This is a genomic window from Trueperella pyogenes (assembly GCF_001070855.1).
GTDB lineage: Bacteria > Actinomycetota > Actinomycetes > Actinomycetales > Actinomycetaceae > Pauljensenia > Pauljensenia pyogenes_A.
The window spans coordinates 356,875-375,953 of the sequence record NZ_JVLH01000009.1 but is presented as its reverse complement, the minus strand read 5'-3'; the positions used below and the strand labels follow the sequence as shown (position 1 = coordinate 375,953).

The following is a 19,079-nucleotide window of genomic DNA, read 5'->3' as shown; positions in this document are numbered from 1 at the left end:
CCTAGTGGATTGTCCCCCGAGATGCCCGGACCTGAACTCTCTGACCAAGAGAGGGGATCGGATGACCGAAAGGAACTCGCATCAACTCTGGCTCGGCATTCGAAGATGATTCCAGCCGAACGGGAAGCACAGAGAATCCTCGTCCGCGGCTCAGCACAGTTCCGCACACAACTGCCCAGAGCTCACTTTCTTTGCCAGCAAGCTCTAGTTCTTCCTTCTCGACTCCCAAAAAGCGCGCAACTTCCGTGTCTCCCGGGTCGTCCCACACGGCCTCGGGACTATCAAGGCGACGAAGATGGCCAGAGATCATCACGCCAATCTGATCGGCAACGGTAAAAGCCTCATCCTGGTCATGGGTGACGTAGATGCTTGTGATTCCTTCACCCGTGATGATTTCACGCAATTCGATCGACAAACTTTCACGCATCGAGCGATCCAGCGCCGAAAGCGGTTCATCCAACAGAAGGAGACGAGGCCGTGGAGCCAAAGCGCGGGCCAGCGCCACTCGCTGCGCTTGACCACCTGAGAGGGAGTCGATGCTCCGTGGGCCAAAACCTTCCAAACCGACAATCTCTAAAACCTCTGCAACGCGCGCAGAACGCTCAGCAGCGGGAAGGCCACGCAAGCCGTAGGCGACATTTCCTTCGACACTGCGATGCGGGAAGAGCTGCCCGTCCTGGAACATCAAGCCAAAACCACGCCTATACGTAGGAATGCGAAGAATCGACTGTCCATTCCACTGAATATCGCCCTGCTGAGGACGTTCAAGGCCCGCGATTGAGCGCAACAACGTCGACTTTCCACATCCACTGGGGCCTAGAAGCGCAGTGATTTGGCCGGACTTGAGAGAAAAAGAGACACCATCTACCGCGCGGAAAGAACCGTAATCAACGCTCACATCGATGCACTCTAAAGCCGTCGAATCGGTCATAGCTTGTCTCCAATCTCCGCTGGACGCAGCCATTCCATACAGGTAATCAGAAGTGCGCACACCGCTGCAAGAAGAACGCAAGAAGCCATCGCCACACCTTGATCTAGGGCATCAGGGCGTGAAATCAAACGGTAGATGACCACGGGAAGAGTGACTGCATCCCCCTTGGCAAGGAAAGAGGTCGCGCCAAATTCACCCAATGACGTCGCAATCGCAAAACCCGCAGCAATACCCACTGAACGTGCAAGGACCGGTCCATCGATTGTTACCAAAACTCGAGAATCACTGGCCCCCAAACTTGCCGCAGCTTCGCGGAGTCTAGGGTTAATTGCTCGCAAAGAGGGAGCGATCAGGCGAACAACCAGAGGAAGAGCAACGACGGCCTGCGCACAGGGCACCAGGATCCAGGAACTGCGCAGATCTAGAGGTGGACGATTCATGGTGATGAGGAATCCAAAGCCCACCGTGACGGCAGAAACACCCAAAGGAAGCATGAAGACGCTTTCCACCACAGCTATTGCACTTCGTCCCACTCGTGAACGGGGATGACGCGTGACAAGAAGAACCACGCAAACACCCACACTTAAAGCAATAACCATTGCGACAAGGGCGACAAGAAGCGAATGTCCCAAAGCCTGCAGGGGCGAGACACGAAGAGCGGGGCTGAAGGAAGAATCCGCCAACTTCACGTAGTGCTCAAAGGTCAAACGGCCTCGTCGGTGAAGGGAACGCCACACCAGTGCGGCCAGCGGCAGAAGGACAAGCACACAAATAACGAAACCACTGAAAATCAGTGCCCATAGATCCCCCGCGCTCACGGACCTCTCTGCCCGAGGCGCACCCAAAGTTGCCGCGTTCTTCCCACGCCTGCGCGCGGCCTCGGCAATGATCAAGGACAGGGCGATGACGACCAACTGAACAATGGAGAGCACAGAGGCGCTGCGCAGATCCAAGAACTGCGTGGTGAGCATGTAGATCTCGGACTCGACGGTCGTCAGTTTGGAGCCACCCAAAATCAGCACGATCCCGAAGGAAGTTGCGCAATACAAGAAGACCAACGAGGCTGCTGAGGCGATCGCGGGAAGGAGCGCAGGAAGGGTGACGCTCAAGAAAACTCGGCGTGGAGGAGCCCCTAGACATGAGGCAACCTGAGCGGGACGCTCGTCCAATTGCGCCCAAAAGCTTCCAACATTGCGCACGACCAGCGAGTAATTAAAGAACACCATCGCCGCGACGACTGCGGTCATCGTGCCATCGAGCCCCAAGAAACCTAGCCACCCCTGAGGCGCAAGGAGAGAGCGAAAAGCAACACCCACAACGACTGTGGGAAGAACGAAGGGGACCGAAATGACAGCGCGGAGGAATCGACGTCCGGGGAAACGACAGCAATACAGGGCATAGGCACCCGGAATCCCCAGAATCAACGAAAAGGTCGTGCCCAGAAGGGCCATCCACAAGGTGCGGCCAATGACTTTCCACGTTCTAGAAGCCCCCAAAAGCTCACCTAAACCTGAGAGGTCACTCCCACCGCCCTCAGCACTAAATCCCTTAGCGATGAGAGTTGCTGCTGGCCACGCAAAAAACAGCGTAAGAAACGCCAGGGGGACGCCGAGAGCCACTGCCCCGGCGCCCACCCTAAGCGCACGCTGCCGAAAATCTGTCACCCAAGAACCGTTTCTTGCCAGGTCTTGAGCCAAGCAGTCGAGTTCTTCTCAATGTCCTGAGGGTCAACACGCATGGGCTTATCGGCCAGAGGGCCAAACTTTTGCAGGGCCTCGGGTTCCTGACCTTTGTAGGGGTGCATGTAGGTTGCCTTCGAAATTGCGCTCTGAACTTCGTCAGAGAGCAGGAATTCGATGAACTTCTTTGCCCCTTCGGGGTTCTTTGCACCCTTGAGCACGCCGGCATATTCAACCTGGCGGAAGCAAGTGTCGGTGATGACACCGGTCGAACTTTCGGTTCCTGCATCATTGACCGCATAGGCGGGAGAAGAACCGTAGGACACCATCATGGGGTAGCTGCCCTTACCTTCACCGGCGCTGTAGTCAACGTTAAATGCCTGTGACCAGCCCTCGGTGATCTTCACGCCGTTGTCCTTGAGCGACTTCCAGTACTGGGCATACCCATCGGGGCCAAACTTTGCGATCGTTGCCAACATGAATGCCATTCCCGGAGTTGATGATGCCGGATTCATGGCGACAAGCATGTCCTTGTATTGAGGCTTCGTCAGGTCTTCGAAGCTCGTCGGCACAGCAAGCTGGTGGTCGGCAAACCACTTCTTGTCGTAGTTCACGCAGACATCGCCGCGATCGATGGGAACCAGACCGGGTTCGCCCTGGAAATTGTCATCTGCATTTGGCGAGGTGATATGTGCATCTTCGATGATTCCCTGACCGCCAATACGGGTTGAAACCGTATTATCTAGGCCGAAAACGGCGTCCCCCAAGGGCGCATCCTTGGTGAGAACCAGTTGGTTGGCCAGCTCCCCTCCGTTGCCGATCGCCTGAATTTTTGCGGTGATTCCGGTCTGCTCATGGAACTTGTCCAGAAGGTCCTGGGGGAAATCGAATGAATCGTAGGCAAGAATAGTGACGCTTTGGTCACCCTGTGCCGAGGCCGTGCCAGCCTGTGTTGCGGCACCATCATTAGTGTTTCCCGCGCAAGCTGCAAGAGAGCTTGCTGCAACCAAAAATGTTGCGGTTGACGCAATTAAACGGACGCGACGGTGCGTCGAAAAAGTAGACATTTTCATCCTCCGCTATTGGTGGAGGGCTGGACGGCCTCGGGGGAGGCAGTCTGGAGATTGCGACTTCCTACGCCGGCATAATCCGGATCAGGTGTAAGGGTCTGCATTCGCACTCTCAGCCCACGGTGGGCTCCCCTGTCTTACTCAGCAAGCATAGCGCATCAAGCAGAGAGGAATGTACGGCCTCGGCGCCCCAGAGAACGGTGGCGACGAATCACACCGACGACAGTGATGCCAACCATCCACGCAGCCGACATCAGCAGTCCCTGAAGGCTTTCCATATCCAAAGACAGCACGACGACCATTGCAGCAATGAAGGCAATGAAGAGCCAGGCCGAGAATACACCGCCAGGAAGCGGGAAGGTCGAGCTGCGATGTTTGTTCGGGTACTTGCGCACGTAGAACAGGTAGGCGATCACAATCAAAACCCATACAACCATGAAGAGGGTTGCCGACATTGCGGTCACCACGGTGAAAACGCTCAGGATTGAATCGCCAAAAGCCAGAAGAACAGCGGCGGAAAGCAAGAACACACACGACAGGAAAAGCGCATTCTGGGGGACGTGATGCTTGGATAGACGGCCAAAGAAGGGGGCTGCATCACCCTGAAGTGATAGGGAGAAGAGCATCCTCGAAGTTGAGTAGATCCCCGAGTTGGCCGACGAGGCCGCAGAAGTCAGCACCACCAAGTTCACCAGTGAAGCTGCCGCACCCAGCCCCGTCATCGAAAACATCGTGACAAAAGGCGACTGGGTCTTATCAATCTGATCCCAAGGCGTCACCATCATGATGACCGCAAGAGAGCAGATGTAGAACAGAACAACACGAACGGGAATCGAGTTGATTGCCTTGGGAAGAGTTTGCGTGGGGTTCGAAGTCTCGGCAACAGTCGTTCCGACTAGCTCAATGCCAACGAAGGCAAAAACTGCAATCTGGAAGCCACCCAAGAAGCCGGTAAGTCCCGTTGGGAATAGGCCTCCGTGACTCCACAGGTTCGAAACCGCCGCAGTTGTGCCGTTACTGTCGCGCATACCGATGGCGATCATCACTACGCCGACCACAATCAGCGCAATAATTGCAACGATTTTAATCATCGCGAACCAGAATTCAGTCTCTCCAAAAGCTTTGACGGTCATCGCATTAAGAGTGAAGAGAAGAAGCGCAGTAGCAAGAACGGGAATCCATGCGGGGAGGTTCAGGAACCAAAAACGCACGTAACCGGTGATGGCAACGACGTCAGCAATACCTGTAACTACCCAACACAGCCAGTAGGTCCATCCCATGACAAACCCCAGGGTTGGGCCAAGGAAATGCCGAATGATATCGGCAAAAGTGCCGTATCTATTGTCAGAAAGGAGGATCTCACCCATCGCACGCATGAACAGGAAAAGCGCGCTGCCAATAATCAGATAAACCAGAAGAATCGAGGGACCAGCCGTTGCGATGGTCTTTCCGGAACCCATAAAAAGACCGGTGCCAATTGCGCCGCCAATAGCGATGAGCTGAATATGGCGGTTCGTTAGATTGCGCTGAAGCTCGCGGCCCGAGGCGTCGCCGAAGCTCTGCTCATCGTGTTCGCTGGTGCTCATTGTGATCCGTTCTCTCAGTTGAGTTTTCCACGCTAGCATGCCCAACCGGGATAGATGAGGGAAAATGGCTTGTATGAGTGAAGTGATGATTTCCGTCGCCAATGTTTCCACCGAGCGTGCACGTCGATATGGGCATCAGCTTGCCTCACATATGGGACGGAAAATCGACGCACAGTGGGATGATGAATCAGCTCGCGGAACGCTGATCTTCACTCGTGAGGGGATGCCCGGCGGTGAGTGCGCAATCTCGTGTACAGACCAGTACTTGCGTCTTGAGCTGAAGACTTCACCCGAGGCCGTGGAACACCTTGAGTTTGTCGTCGGAATTCACCTGGCTCGCTTCGGGTACCGCGACGGGCTTGAGGTTGCGTGGATGAGGAAGAATCCGATCGATGGTGTGGAAACTCCTGGAACCACGCAGGGTCCCTTAACAGCAGAGGATATCGAGCGTCACCGACGCTCTAAGTAGTCCTTCGCGCTATCAACGGCCTGATCCCACAAACCGGCTTCGTCTTCCCAAAGCTGGTAGGCCTCATCCTCATCATCGCTAAGGGCAGCAATTCCCGATTCTTCAACGTGAAGTGCGATCTTACCTTTTTCTTCTGAGAGTGAGACTTCGATAGTCGTCAGTGTTTCTTCGGGGAACTCATCACTGGCCACGGGGTACCAGCGGAAGCGCACAACATCCATGGGATCTTCATCGAGTTTTTCAACAAGCCATGTTCCCGCTTCCGGATCGGTAACGTGATACAGCCCGTCATCACCGTGCTCAACATCATGGTCACCCAGCGGTCCGTCATTGATCCACCAACCGGGCTCAGAGACCAAGGCCCAGGCATTCTCGATGGTGGTGTCAATGAGCACGTCGGCTTCAACACTATCCGTGTTCTGACCGGGGGTTTCTGTTTCGTCATCACCGAAGAAGTCCATAGCTCAACGTTAGCGAGCCAAGGCCCAGCTGCCAAGGCCAGTGGGGAAATTGGCGACAGAGCAGGCCTCTACGGACCTAGTTGGTCCCAGTCATTTCGACGCAATCTTTGAAGAACCAGCGATTCTAGGAATCAGCCCCGCAATGAAGATCGGCGGTGGGAACAACATTCCGCAGGAAGTAGCCTTCGACAGCTGTCGCCACACACTTGCTTCCGTTCTTCGAGTACGCGGTGTGGTTCCAACCATCCCAAGTCACCAACACGCCCGACGACAGCTGTTTCGCCAGATTCTGGGACATCACGTAGGGCGTTGCAGGATCATGCGTCGTACCAACGACCACGATCGGGGCTGCACCCTCAGCCTTGATTGCGTGGCGCTTCGCGTGCTTGGTCGGCCAGCCTTCAAGTCCGGCGGAGGTGTAGCCGGCAAGATCGCCAAAGATCATCAGCTCTTGCTTAAGTGCTGTCGCGTCCTTCTCCCACTGGGCTGCATCACCAACAGGCTCGAAGTCCAGGGAGTTAATAGCAACGATCGCATCCATCGAATTCGAAGAGTAACTTCCGTCCTTGTTGCGTTCGCTCAGCAAGTCTGCAACGTAGAGCAGCGTCGAGCCGTCCTCGGAGTTCAGTGCTTGCTGCATTCCCTGCGTGAGGATTGAATACGTCTGCGTCGAGTACAGCAGCCCAACGACAGCGCTCATCGCAAGATCGTGGGTGAGCGGGCGGTTCGGATCTGAGGTTTGAAGCGGGGTGTTGTACAGGCGATCGAAGAAGTTCTTCATCTGCTTCATGCCGGCATCTGCATCGCCCTTGAGCGGGCAGTTACGTGCTGCCTGGCAATCCTCCACCCAGTGACGCAAGGAGGCCTCGAAGCCTCGCATCTGCATGGCGGAGAGCTCATCGCCGCTGACCGAGGGGTCAAGTGCACCATCGAGGACCATGTGGCCGACATTTCCGGGGAATTGCTCAGCGTAGGTGGCGCCCAGGAAAGTTCCGTAGGAGTAGCCCAGGTAGTTGAACTTCTCTTGCCCAAGCAGCGCGCGAACCATATCGAAGTCTTTCGATGCATTCACGGTGTCGATGTGCTTGAAGATGTCACCGCTGAGGTCTTGACAGCCCTTGGCGAGATCTCGAGAAGTATCTTCTGCGAGCTTGATCATTTCTGCGGGACTTGCGTTCGGATCGATCGGGTTTCGCGTTCCAGCTGCGTCGCCGTCACGCTCTTCATCAGTTCGGCAACGGACAGGGGTTGATGCTCCGACGCCTCGCGGATCCAGAGCAACGATGTCGAAAGCCGAGACAAGCCCCGTACCCAAAGAGCTGGTGACCTGCGAGGTAATTGAGGACACCGATGCTCCACCGGGACCACCAAGGTTGTAGAACAGAGCCTTGCCTTCACTCTGATCCCCGCGGTGGACCGCCAAGGCAAGGGTGATTTGGTTCCCGTCGAGGTTCTCCCAGTCCAGCGGCGCGGTCAGTGACGCACACTGGTACTTGTCGATATCGCGCGGTGCAGAAACCCCGGTGCTTGTGATTTCCGAGGCATCACACTGTCGCCAATTGAGTGGCTGAGAGTAGAACTGCTCTTTCGTGGGCTTGCCGGGAAGCGGGTCTGCCGCATGCGCGACCGTCACCTTGTTCTGGCTGCTCGAGGAGCCCGCGGCGGCGCTGGTGGCAGCCTGATCAATGGCATTCTTCGCGTAGTATGCGATGCCAAAGTTTGTGGCAAGCGCAAGTACGATCAACACGGAGACGATCAGGCGGGAGCGTGAATTCATGCCTCTACCCTATTCGATGTCTAGACCTGCGGTCGAAGTGAGAGTGCCATCGATTCCAAAATCAGAGGGACTGACATGTTTGTTGTCAGCCGCTTTCGAGCTTCCTCAATCGCTTGGACTCTCTTCATGGTCTGCTGCGGAGTGGATTGAGCACAAAGCTGGTCGATGAGATCTAGGCAGTCATCATTGATCGGTTCTTGATCCGTTCCCAATTGACGCATGAGAACGTCCCTATAGATTCCCAAGAGGTCAACGAGGGCTCGATCAAGAGAATCTTGAATGGCTCGCTTTGAACGCCGCTTCTGGTCTTCTTCGAGTTCACGGATACGTGCACGCTGATGCGAGGCAGGGCTCTGACCTTCTTCCATTCCCAATTGGCGCATAAGTTCAGCCTTTTCGCGGGCATTGCGTTCTTCAGATTGGGATTCTGCTTGAGTTTTCGCGATGGAGAGGAGGTCCTCTGCGGCAAAGACCGCTTCGCCAACAGAACGCACCTGTGCGGGGGCAGTGATGATCTGCCGGCGACGCTGACGCATCTTGGGGTCTTTGGCGAGGGCTCGAGCCAAGCCGATATGCGATTGCGCTGCACGGGCTGCGGATAGCGCATCCGCAGGCTCAACACCGTCACGACGAACAAGAAGGTCTGCGACGGCGTGCGGATCTGGAATTCGCAGTCCCAGATGCCGACAGCGCGAACGGATGGTGGTGATCATGTCTTCTGCACTGGGCGCACAGAGCAGCCAGACGGTGCGCTCTGGTGGTTCTTCAATTGCCTTAAGAAGAACATTCGCCGTGCGTTCCATCATCCGGTCAGCATCTTCAATGACGATGACCCGCCAACGTCCCTGCGAAGGTGCGGTCTGGGCACGCAAGACGATCTGACGAACCTCATCGATACGAATTTGCGTGGATTCCGTGGTGAGGATCGAGACATCGCCATTCGTCCGAGCCATTGTGGTGCGGCATCCTGGACATTGTCCGCATCCTGGGAACTCTCCGGTGCACTGAAGGGCCGCTGCAAAAGCGATTGCCGCAACCGAACGCCCAGAACCGGGAGGCCCGGTGATGAGCCATGCATGGGTCATTGAGCGAGACGGGTCATCTGCGGGCACAGTCACGGACGAAGCGGCGCGCACGGAGCCGGACGTTTCCGCAGCTGGATGGGCCTCTTGGGCATGGTCGACAATTGCTCGGGCGCCTTGAGCCGCCTGTTGCAATACCGCCAGGGCATGTTCCTGACCGACCAATTCATCCCAAACGCTCACAGAAGAATGCCATCCTCTTCCAGAAGAGCCCAGAGCGTTGCCTGAGATTCAACGGGCTTAGTATCTTCTGCAGCTTCTTCGGGCAATCCCTGGAATGCCGCATCAACACGTTCTTCCAGAACTCCGCGAATTTCACTGAAGACCTGATCTTCGGTACCCACGCCATCGATGACGACGATACGATCTGCTTCAGAATCCGCAAGCGCCAAGTACTGGTGGCGAACGCGCTCATGGAATTCCATAGATTCGCGTTCCATTCGGTCCGGTTCACCACCGCGACGCCTGGCGGCAACTTCCGGCGGAACGTCAATCAGCAGAGTGAGATCGGGGAGCAAACTTTCCGTTGCCCACATAGATAGGCTACGGATTTCATCCACACCCAAGCTTCGCGCGGCACCCTGGTATGCCAGAGACGAATCAATGTAGCGGTCGGCCAGAACGATTTCCCCACGTTCAAGGGCCGGCCTGATCAGGGTTGCAACATGGTAGGCGCGATCAGCGGCATACAGCAGTGCTTCGGTGCGAGGGTCAACATCTTCCGGTCCATTCTGAACCAATTGACGCAGAGTCGTCCCCAGCCCTGTTCCACCGGGTTCTCGCGTGACAACCACCTGTTGTCCGCGTTCTTCAAACCACTGGCGAACCCGCTGAATTTGGGTACTTTTACCGGTCCCATCACCACCTTCAAAGGTGATGAAGAGTCCGCGCCCCGCCTGTGCACCACTACCCATTGATCTCATGTCTCTATCTTGACAGTGCCCACCCGCATTTGCGTCCATTTTGGCAGCGGGTGGGCGAAAGAAAATTCCTTCTCGTTACTTCTTTGTCGAAGCCTTCTTCGTCGCGCGTCGAGTTGTTGTCTTCTTCGCAGTCGTCTTACGGGTGCGCTTCGGAGCTGGGCCCTTCGCGCGCTTATCGGCCAGAAGTTCATACGCACGTTCAGCGGTCAGATCCTCGACTGTTTCGGCGCGCGGAACGGTCACATTGGTTTCGCCATCGGTGATGTAGGGGCCGAAACGGCCATCCTTGACGGTGACCTTCTTACCCGACACCGGATCTTCACCAAACTCACGCAGCGGGGGCTTTGCTGCCCCGCGGCCTCGTTGCTTGGGCTGAGAGTAGATCTCCAGCGCCTCGTCCAAGGTGATCGTCAGAAGCTGATCCTCACTGGGAAGGGTCCGCGAATCGCTGCCCTTCTTCAGGTACGGGCCGTAGCGACCGTTTTGCGCAGTGATGACTTCACCGTCGGAGGGATCAACACCAACCTCGCGCGGAAGCGAGAGCAGCGCAAGTGCATCCTCCAGCGTGATGGTCGCCAGATCCATCGACTTGAACAACGAGGCCGTGCGCGGTTTTGCCGCAGCCTTCTTTCGCGTCTTCTTCGCCGGCTTCCCATCTTCAGAAGCTTCCGCTTCCTCGGTTTCTTCGGGCAGAATTTCCGTCACGTAGGGACCGTAACGGCCGTTCTTTGCAACCAGCATGTGTCCGCTTGCGGGATCGATTCCCAGCTCGCGTCCATCATCTGCAGCAAGCGCGAAGAGTTCCGTGATCTTCTCTTCGGTCAGTTCATCGGGTGCGACCTCGGGCGGCACATTTGCACGCGTCCCATCAGCCTTCTCCATGTAGGGTCCGTACCGACCCACTCGCAAGGTGACGCCATTTCCCATATCAATGGAGTTCACCGCACGGGCATCAATATCGTCTCCCAGGGATTCAACCTGGAACTTCAGGCCGTCAGCATCGCCCTTACCGTCTGCACCGAAGTAGAAGGTGCTCAAGAACTCGTGGCGATCCTCGCTTCCCGCAGCGATCTGGTCCAGATCGTTTTCCATCGATGCCGTGAAGTCGTAGTCGACCAGGTTCGACAGATTCTCTTCCATCAGTCGCGTGACCGAGAAGGCCAGCCAAGTCGGAACCAAGTACTGGCCTCGGTGGGTGACGTAGCCGCGATCACCGATGGTTTGAATCGTTGCCGCATAGGTCGAGGGGCGACCAATTCCAAGCTCTTCCATGGTCTTCACCAAGGTCGCTTCGGTGTAGCGACCCGGGGGCTGAGTCTGGTGTCCCTGCGCCTGCGCTTCTTCAAGCAGCGCAACTTCCCCTTCGCTCACCTGTGGGAGGGTCTTCTCAGCATCGGTCGTTTCCGCGTCGTAGCGTCCCTTGTCCTGACCTTCTTGGTAGGCCAACCTGAAGCCGGGTGAAGTAATAACAGTCCCCGAGGCGCTGGAGAGCACTGCGTGAGGCTGACCTTCGACCTCAACGTCGGTCCGCACTCGGATGGTTGCGGTAAAGCCAAGGGCATCCGCCATCTGCGAAGCGACGGTTCGCTTCCAGATCAAGTCATAAAGTGCAAGCTGCTGACGATTCAAAACCGAGGCAACTTGCGCGGGCGTGCGGAAGTGATCCCCGGCGGGGCGGATGGCCTCGTGAGCTTCTTGCGCACCCTTGGAGGTAGTGCCATAGATGCGCGGCTTCTCAGCCACGGCCTCGGCCCCATAAAGTTCCTTAGCCTGCTGGCGGGCAGCCTTAATGGCCTGCGAGGACAGGGCCGTAGAGTCGGTACGCATGTAGGTGATAAAGCCCGACTCGTACAGGGACTGAGCGGTCCGCATCGTCGAGGAAGCATTCCAGTGAAGCTTGCGGGAAGCTTCCTGCTGAAGCGTCGACGTCGTGAAGGGCGCTGCCGGGCGGCGACGGTAGGGCTTCTGCTGGACAGAATCGATTGCGGAATCACGCGCGGCCTCGAGCGCTGCGGCGAAGAGCGGCGCGGAATGGGCATCCAGGTGGAAGGCCGCGTTCTTTGTGGCCTTCGCGGAAAGGCGACCGTTTTCATCGAAATCGGAACCGGTTGCAACGGGGGAACCGTCAATGTGCGAAACCTTTGCGCCAAAAGACTGACCCGAAGCGGCAAACTGGGTATCGATCGACCAGTACTCTGCACTCACATGCGACATGCGGTCGCGCTCGCGATCCACAACCAAGCGCGTTGCAACCGACTGAACGCGGCCCGCGGACAGGGAGGGGCGAATCTTGCGCCAGAGCAGCGGCGAAACTTCGTAGCCGTAAAGGCGGTCAAGAATTCGGCGAGTTTCTTGGGCATCGACAAGATCGGTGTCGAGCTCGCGAGTATTGTCCAGAGCGCGTTGGATCGCTTCCTTCGTAATTTCATGGAAGACCATGCGGCGCACGGGAACCTTGGGCTTGAGGACTTGGAGAAGGTGCCAAGCGATAGCCTCACCTTCGCGGTCCTCATCAGTTGCCAGGAAGAGTTCGTCGGACTCTTTCAGGAGCTTCTTGAGCTCGGTGACCTTTTTCTTCTTGTCGGGATTGACAACGTAATAAGGGGTAAAGCCATCCTCGACGTCGACGGCGAAGCGCCCGTAGGGACCCTTCTTCATGTCGGCGGGCAGTTCCGAGGGCTGTGGCAGGTCGCGAATGTGACCGATCGAGGCGGTCACATGGTAGTCGGGTCCCAAGTATCCTTCGATCGTCGCCGCCTTGGCGGGAGACTCCACGATCACCAGCTTGGTCGCTGCCATTGTCTGTCCCTTCCGTTGCTACCTCGTATTTGTAGCACTCTTTGCTGGTCCTCCGATGGCGAGCGCCGCCGGAGTGCCACTGGGTAGGACCTTACCGCGTTACGGGGCTTTCCGGGAACCGATGTGCTTTTCCGCGCGTCTTTTGTGGATAATTTCGAGGCCGTGGCGACCCCCACGCGCGCACCCGCGCCTCCATGTCCATCGGCGGCAAGCCGGTCGTCCAGTTGGGCTTCCGATATCGGTCAACGCCAGGCGACGCATCACAACCCCAAGCGCTCACAGCGCCAAGCGTCCCATCTCGCTCGCCGCGCGCTTCCTTCCACTGCGTCGCAGGCAGCGATTCAAGCAGAACGAGAACGCACGGCGCAAGAACGAGCTTCCGCAACCAGAAAGGAGAAACGAGAGAAAGCTGAAGAGAAACGCCAACTCGCCCGCCTGAAAGCCAAAGCTCGTCACCGCGGCCACTAACGACTGCGCATTATCCCCTCGGTACGCACGTAAACCCCATGACCTGCGCGTGTGCGGCGCTGCATTCCTCGCCCCGGTGGCCACTTTCGCGCCGCTGCTGTTCTGAGGATTTCTCAGTAGTCGCCGTTTCCTCCCCCGCAGGCCCCAACAAGGGCTCGCGGGGGAGTATTTTGTCCGGGTGTGCTCCCGCATGCTTATGTCGTCCGTTGGCAAGCCGTTAGTTTTGACAGACAGTCCCGGGAGGACGCCCCCATTTCTGTGCAGAACTGCCGTGCCTTCGCGCCGTTGCCGGTATAATGTCCCCATGGACTCCTGACATAATGCCTCCCTGCCCCTCCTCCCCTAGGTGCATTATGTCCACGATTGTCTTTTCCCACGTCTTCTTTTCCTACGGCACGCTGCCCGTCCTCACAAACGTCTCCTTCACGTGTGGGCCCGCCGACCGCCTCGTCGTTGTCGGCCCGAACGGGATCGGCAAGTCAACGCTGCTGGCCCTCGCAGCGGGCCGACTCCAGCCGGACTCCGGAACGATCGCCGGTCCAACACTCTCCGCGACCCAGCTAGTTCCCCCAATTCATCGGCCCGCGGCCACGCGGTCAGCACCGGGAGTCCCTCTGGCGTCCCGCCCTCCGCTCGCGGGGGACAGGGAGTCCCGCACCGTCGCACAGCTCATCGATGCCGCCACGTCAGGCATCCGCGGGCTGGCGGCGCGCTTCGACTTCCTCACCGAGCACCTCGCCCGGGACCCCTCTCCGCGCGACGAAGCGGAGTACGACCGCGTCCTAGCGGAGATGATCGCGCGTGACGCGTGGACCATCGACACGCGCCTCGAACAGACCCTGGAGGCCCTCGACCTAGGAGGCCTCGACCGCTCCCGCCCCCTCGCCTCCCTCTCCCCAGGGCAGCATGCCCGCCTGCGCCTGGCCCTCACCCTCGTCGATCGACCAGAGGCCCTCGTCCTGGACGAACCGACGAACCACCTGGACACTGACGGGCGCGAGCACCTAGCACACACAATCGACGATTGGCAGGGGCCGGTGCTCATGACCAGCCACGACCGGGCCTTCATTGAGCGCACTGCGACAGCGCTGCTCGACCTGGATCCGATACCGTGGCGGGCGGTGGCAATCTCCAAGGGAGAGCCCGCGGACTTCGGGGCGTACAGGGTAGGAGGATCCTACTCGGACTACCTGCGCAACAAGCTCGCCGCACGCTCGCGGCACACCGCGATCCATGCGGATCAGCAGGCCGAGAAACGCCGACTCGTATCTCACCAGCGAGATTCGACGGTGGTGGGGCATGCGCGCTTCAAACCCCGCACCGAGACGAGGATCGCACAGAAGTACTACGCCGACCGCAGCCAGGCCGCCTCGACGAGGCGCATCAACGACGACTCCCAGAAGCTGTCGGTTCTCGCGGCACACGAAGTCCCCAAGCCCCGCTATGACGAGGGTGCGTTCTCTTTCTCCCGCGCCATGAGGACCACCACGGGCGGGAGGTCACCGCACCCACACGCAATGGGTATCGCCCTGGCCGTCCGCGGCGCGTCGGTGGAGGGACGCCTCGCGCCGACCTCATTCGAGGTGCGCTACGGCGAGCACCTCCTCGTCGCGGGGCCCAACGGGTCGGGCAAGACCACCCTGCTGGAGTGGATCGCACGCGGGGCCCCCAGCGGGGCGCACGGATGCGTCGACGCCGCCTCCGGGGTCGTCCTCGTGCCCCAGGTGCTCCCGCGGCCCGGCGACCCCCTCATCCCCGAGGATGCGTGGTACCTGGGCATCGGGGAGGCCGGGAAGGGATTCGTTCCCCCAGCGGCGTGGAACCGGCCGCTCGGTGAGCTCTCCGCGGGAAACCAACGGAGGGCTCAGCTGGCGTTCGCGGCGCGGGCCGACGCTCAGATCCTCGTGATCGACGAGCCCACGAACTACCTGGACTTGAACGCCCTGGAGTCCCTCGAAGAGACAATGCGCAAGTGGGAGGGAACCCTGGTTATCTCAACGCACGACGAGTGGCTGATCACCCGCTGGTGGGGCAGAATCCATCAACTCGGCGGGACGTGAGGGAAGCAAGGACCCCCACATCGAACAGTCCCACATCGCACGGAGTCACTGTCCCCTCGCGCGTCACTCACTGACTGGGAACACAGTAACAGGATATGTACAATGTTCTGTACATACGTGACGAAGTGAGGAGCCTCCATGAAGACCATGACCTACAGCGAGTCGCGCGCACGCTACGCCGAGGTCCTCGACCAGGTCGTCAACGACCGCGAGGAAATCATCATCACCCGCCAGGGGCACGAGAGCGCCGTCATCATGGCGCTTGACGAGTACGAGTCCCTCATGGAAACCGTCTACCTCATGCAGTCCCCCGCGAACGCCCGCCACCTGCGTGAATCGATCGCCCGCCACCGCGCTGGTGAGGGTGTCGTCCACGACCTCGTTGACTTAGACGAAAACTGACCATGCACATCACATGGGACGAGGAAGCCTGGAACGACTATGTCTGGTGGCAGTTCGAGGACCGCAAGACCCTCAAGCGCATCAACGCACTTATCAAAGACATCCAGCGCAACGGAAACGAGGGTATTGGCAAACCTGAACCCCTCCGCTACGAGTTTTCGGGGTATTGGTCGCGCAGGATCGACTCACGTCACCGCCTGATCTACCAGATCAGCGACGACGGTAAAACCCTCTGGATTATCTCCTGCCGCTACCACTACGGCCAGTAGCTCCCAAGGTTCTAGAGCAGCGCACTGCCCAGACGGCAGATGTTATCGATGTAGTGCTTGTACCAGGGAAGCGCGTTCCATTCCTCAAGGCTGAGCAGTCGCGAAGATGCTTCGATTCGCCTGTTATTCCCCTCCAGAAGTTGGACAAGATGAGGATCCTGAGCCAAAAGCATTACTTCGTAATTCAAACCGAAGGATCGGTAATCCATATTCGATGAGCCGATAGCGGCCAGCTCCCCATCGATCACCACATACTTCGAGTGGAGCATATGAGGCGGCGCATACAGGTGGATATTGACTCCGGATACTAAGAGAGGCTCGTAGTATGCACGCTGAGCATGTCCTACCAAGAATTGGTCGAATTGCTCTGAAACATAGAGGTCAACGCGAATTCCTGACATTGCCGCTCCGGTGAGCGCGGCAAGCAGTGGTTCATCCGGGATGAAGTATGGGCTGGCAATAGAGACATGGTGCCGAGCCTGCGACACCATCGAAATAAACATCCGAAGATTCGGTTCTGAGGGATACGAAGGCCCGGATGGAATGATCTGCATCGGTTGTCCCATGGTGTTTTCATTCGCTTCGTCATCCTCGGAAAGGTTAAGTTCTTCAAACGAAAGCTCCTGTTTGGTGGCGTAGTACCAATCTGAAGCGAAAACAGCTTGAACCTGACGGACCACCACACCGCTTACTTCGACGGAAGTATCGTGGTATTCAATTCCCGCCTTTTGGTAGGCAGGAGTGTCATAGTCTGCAGCCACCAAATTATGTGAACCGATAAAGGCTTTCTGCCCATCAATGATGAGCAGCTTGCGGTGGTTGCGCAGATCAGGACGCCGAATGTGACCTTTAAAGATGCTCATGGGCAGCATTAGATGCCATTCGATCCCAGACTCGTCAAGCATTCGAGTAAAACCATGCCATCCGGGAATAGTGCGAAGCCCGTGATGGTCTATCAGCAATCGAACTTTTACCCCGCGAGCGCAGGCACGAACCAAGGATTTGTAGAGCGGATCAGTGGAATGATCCCACGAGGTCTGGAAGTACAGGACATTTACGTGATGAGTCGCTTGATCAACCTCGCGTGCCATCGCTTCAAAAGCCTGGTCAGTGTCACCGAGAAGCTGCAGAACACGCCCATGACTGGGCGGGAAAGAGGTTTGTTTTTGGTTGAGCCGCATCAGTGAGGCTGTGCGCTCATCCATTCCGTCATTAACGGGGCCACTTTCGCCTCCCTTGCTACCGCGCAAGATTCCCTTGACCAGTTGGTGCGCCGCCGGATCCGATCGTAGAGCTTTGCCCATTGCCCACCATGAACCAAAAAATAGGTACAGCGGGACACCGACTACTGGCCACAGAAAGATCAGTAACAGCCATGCCGTCGAGGTTGATGCCCTGCGCCTCTTTGGGACAATACCCAAGGCAATCAATCGAATCGCTAGGTCAATAGCTCCGAGAAGGAGCCACAGCCACAGGGGCGGCTGATGGGTCAGAGGCGCGGGGAGGGGCATCGCAGTTACTCCTGATCCGATTCGACTCGAAGGAATCCCCAGCGAATTAAGGTGCGTACCTGCGGGAACAGTTCGTCCTGAAGCTGCGCAGAGTCGCATTCCAGAAGGGCTGCAAGCGCCCCGCAGATCTGCCCCACGCTGAGCTCTCCATCTGATGCGCCGACTAGAGCACTTAGAGCAGTGGTCGAGGCAACCGATTGTCCAAGCCCTCCGCCTTGGTGAAGAACCAAGGCGGAAGGATCTTGTGCTCCGGGTAGGAAATGCCGTTCTTCCGTCACGTCGGAAGCAAAGAACAGGTGAAGATCACTGAGATCATCGGGAAGCCGCAAGGATGCAAGCGCACGCTGGACATCTTCGCCAGATGGGGATTCTCCTCCTTCAAGCTCATCGCATTCGCACACGCCCGGGCGCGGCGTATCGAGCTTTCGCAGGGCGACCATGCCCATACCAATTTCGACGACTCCTGCCTGGACGAAGTCTTCAAGCCACTGGACGTATTCGCGTTCGTAGTCTTCACGCTGGTGCAATTGCTGACCGGAGTCACGAAGCCACATTTCAACATAGTGCGCGGGATCAAGCCGGTCGCGCTGCACGATCCATGCGTCAACGGGAAGGTCTTCAACCCATGAGCGCACGACACGTCCCCAGTCATCAGAGTGCCCCAAGTGTCCGGGAATCTCCCAATTCGCAAGGAGTTGCACAACACCGCCGGGCTTGAGGTACTTCGGGCTTTCCCGGATCACTGTGCTCACCAGATGATCACGGCTCATTCCGCCGTCGCGGTATTCCAAGACCCCTGAGCTTCGAAGCGAGTCAGGGGTGATAACAAAGGGCGGGTTCGAAGCGATCAGATCAAATTCTTCGCCTTCGACCGGTTCAAACAGAGAGCCTTTGCGAACATCCAATTCGACACCATTGAGTGCGGCATTGAAGCGCGTGATCTCACAGGCTCGCACCGACAGGTCGGTCGCAACAACGCGAGTAGCGTGTGTGGCCAAATACAAGGCTTGGATTCCGCATCCACACCCCAGGTCCAAGGCGGATTCGACAGGAGTTCGAAGTGTTGCCTTCAAGAGCGAGGTCGTTGCGCCGCCGATTCCCAGAACGTGGTCTGGGCGAATGGGTTCACCCGTCACGTCTTCACCCAGGTCCGATAGGATCCACCAGTTTTTGAGGCCGCCGTGAAGCTGTGCCGCGTGAGGACGCAGGTCGTAATTTGCTTTGAAAAGTTGCTGGCCGGAAGGCGATTCCGCATCGAGTGCAGGAAAAATCAATCCCAAGTCGACCGCACCGTGGACCCCAAGAGTGGGCAGAGCCTGCGCAAGAACATCCCCACTTTCCGCGCAGCCCAAGACAAAAAAGCGCGTCAATACCGCAGCTGGGGAATCTTTCCGCTGAAGTTCGCGAAGCGCCGGAACCCTTTGATTACGCATGAGTGCAGCGCGCGCCATCGGGCTGATCATGGTTTCCATCGCGTCAACGCTCCACCCGGCGCTACCCAGGTCTGCGGCCAAGCGGGCGATCAATCCGGGTTCCAATCCCGGTGTCGGACTGGGAAGAGTGTCAATCAGTGATTCCGTCATAGCATTACT

16 protein-coding genes and 1 riboswitch are annotated in these 19,079 nt (G+C 57.8%); of the genes, 5 read left to right on the top strand and 11 right to left on the bottom strand.

What is annotated here, in order from left to right; all coding sequences use genetic code 11:
* Position 1 precedes the first annotated feature (1 nt).
* From ADG72_RS05105 to ADG72_RS05090, 4 genes are all read right to left on the bottom strand, one after another.
* Complete coding sequence (locus ADG72_RS05105) at positions 2-931, bottom strand: ABC transporter ATP-binding protein (protein WP_048712863.1); 930 nt, start codon at positions 929-931, stop codon at positions 2-4.
* Positions 928-2,550: an ABC transporter permease gene (locus ADG72_RS05100; protein WP_239667664.1), complete on the bottom strand. Its 1,623-nt coding sequence runs from the start codon at positions 2,548-2,550 to the stop codon at positions 928-930. The genes ADG72_RS05105 and ADG72_RS05100 overlap by 4 nt, the downstream gene beginning before the upstream one ends.
* Positions 2,551-2,591: 41 nt before the next feature.
* Positions 2,592-3,677: a thiamine ABC transporter substrate-binding protein gene (locus ADG72_RS05095; RefSeq protein ID WP_065427150.1), complete on the bottom strand. Its 1,086-nt coding sequence runs from the start codon at positions 3,675-3,677 to the stop codon at positions 2,592-2,594.
* A gap of 47 nt (positions 3,678-3,724) precedes the next feature.
* A riboswitch (TPP riboswitch) is annotated at positions 3,725-3,824 on the bottom strand.
* Between the two features lie 14 nt (positions 3,825-3,838).
* Complete coding sequence (locus ADG72_RS05090; RefSeq protein WP_048712858.1) at positions 3,839-5,266, bottom strand: amino acid permease; 1,428 nt, start codon at positions 5,264-5,266, stop codon at positions 3,839-3,841.
* 73 nt (positions 5,267-5,339) lie between these two features.
* Between ADG72_RS05090 and ADG72_RS05085 the strand changes: the two genes are divergently transcribed.
* Positions 5,340-5,735: a DUF2218 domain-containing protein gene (locus tag ADG72_RS05085; protein ID WP_048713079.1), complete on the top strand. Its 396-nt coding sequence runs from the start codon at positions 5,340-5,342 to the stop codon at positions 5,733-5,735.
* Here the strand turns inward: ADG72_RS05085 and ADG72_RS05080 are convergent.
* From ADG72_RS05080 to topA, 5 genes are all read right to left on the bottom strand, one after another.
* A complete protein-coding gene (locus ADG72_RS05080) occupies positions 5,717-6,196 on the bottom strand; it encodes a hypothetical protein (RefSeq protein WP_009408404.1) in 480 nt (159 codons plus the stop codon). The two genes, ADG72_RS05085 and ADG72_RS05080, sit on opposite strands and share 19 nt — an antisense overlap.
* A gap of 124 nt (positions 6,197-6,320) precedes the next feature.
* Entirely contained in the window at positions 6,321-7,973 is a 1,653-nt protein-coding gene (locus tag ADG72_RS05075; protein WP_048712855.1) for an alpha/beta hydrolase, read from the bottom strand.
* A 20-nt stretch (positions 7,974-7,993) separates the two neighbouring features.
* Complete coding sequence (locus ADG72_RS05070; protein WP_048712852.1) at positions 7,994-9,238, bottom strand: DNA polymerase III subunit delta'; 1,245 nt, start codon at positions 9,236-9,238, stop codon at positions 7,994-7,996.
* Positions 9,235-9,969 (bottom strand): dTMP kinase, encoded by a 735-nt coding sequence (gene tmk, locus ADG72_RS05065; protein ID WP_048712849.1) that lies wholly within the window; start codon positions 9,967-9,969, stop codon positions 9,235-9,237. The genes ADG72_RS05070 and tmk overlap by 4 nt, the downstream gene beginning before the upstream one ends.
* Positions 9,970-10,053: 84 nt before the next feature.
* Positions 10,054-12,777 (bottom strand): type I DNA topoisomerase, encoded by a 2,724-nt coding sequence (gene topA, locus ADG72_RS05060; protein ID WP_048712846.1) that lies wholly within the window; start codon positions 12,775-12,777, stop codon positions 10,054-10,056.
* 123 nt (positions 12,778-12,900) lie between these two features.
* Between topA and ADG72_RS05055 the strand changes: the two genes are divergently transcribed.
* From ADG72_RS05055 to ADG72_RS05040, 4 genes are all read left to right on the top strand, one after another.
* Positions 12,901-13,245, top strand: coding sequence for a DUF2992 family protein (locus ADG72_RS05055; protein WP_342612650.1), 345 nt, complete (start codon positions 12,901-12,903; stop codon positions 13,243-13,245).
* A gap of 353 nt (positions 13,246-13,598) precedes the next feature.
* The gene (locus ADG72_RS05050) at positions 13,599-15,305 is read left to right on the top strand and encodes an ATP-binding cassette domain-containing protein (RefSeq protein ID WP_048712842.1); all 1,707 of its coding nucleotides are present in this window, start codon (positions 13,599-13,601) and stop codon (positions 15,303-15,305) included.
* Between the two features lie 138 nt (positions 15,306-15,443).
* Entirely contained in the window at positions 15,444-15,707 is a 264-nt protein-coding gene (locus ADG72_RS05045) for a type II toxin-antitoxin system Phd/YefM family antitoxin (RefSeq protein ID WP_034500492.1), read from the top strand.
* 2 nt (positions 15,708-15,709) lie between these two features.
* A complete protein-coding gene (locus ADG72_RS05040) occupies positions 15,710-15,976 on the top strand; it encodes a Txe/YoeB family addiction module toxin (RefSeq protein WP_009408398.1) in 267 nt (88 codons plus the stop codon).
* Between the two features lie 11 nt (positions 15,977-15,987).
* Here the strand turns inward: ADG72_RS05040 and ADG72_RS05035 are convergent, their stop codons facing one another.
* Positions 15,988-17,487, bottom strand: a complete 1,500-nt coding sequence (locus ADG72_RS05035; protein WP_048712837.1) for a phospholipase D-like domain-containing protein — start codon at positions 17,485-17,487, stop codon at positions 15,988-15,990.
* 5 nt (positions 17,488-17,492) lie between these two features.
* Positions 17,493-19,070: a DUF7059 domain-containing protein gene (locus tag ADG72_RS05030; RefSeq protein WP_048712834.1), complete on the bottom strand. Its 1,578-nt coding sequence runs from the start codon at positions 19,068-19,070 to the stop codon at positions 17,493-17,495.
* Between the last annotated feature and the right edge of the window lie 9 nt (positions 19,071-19,079).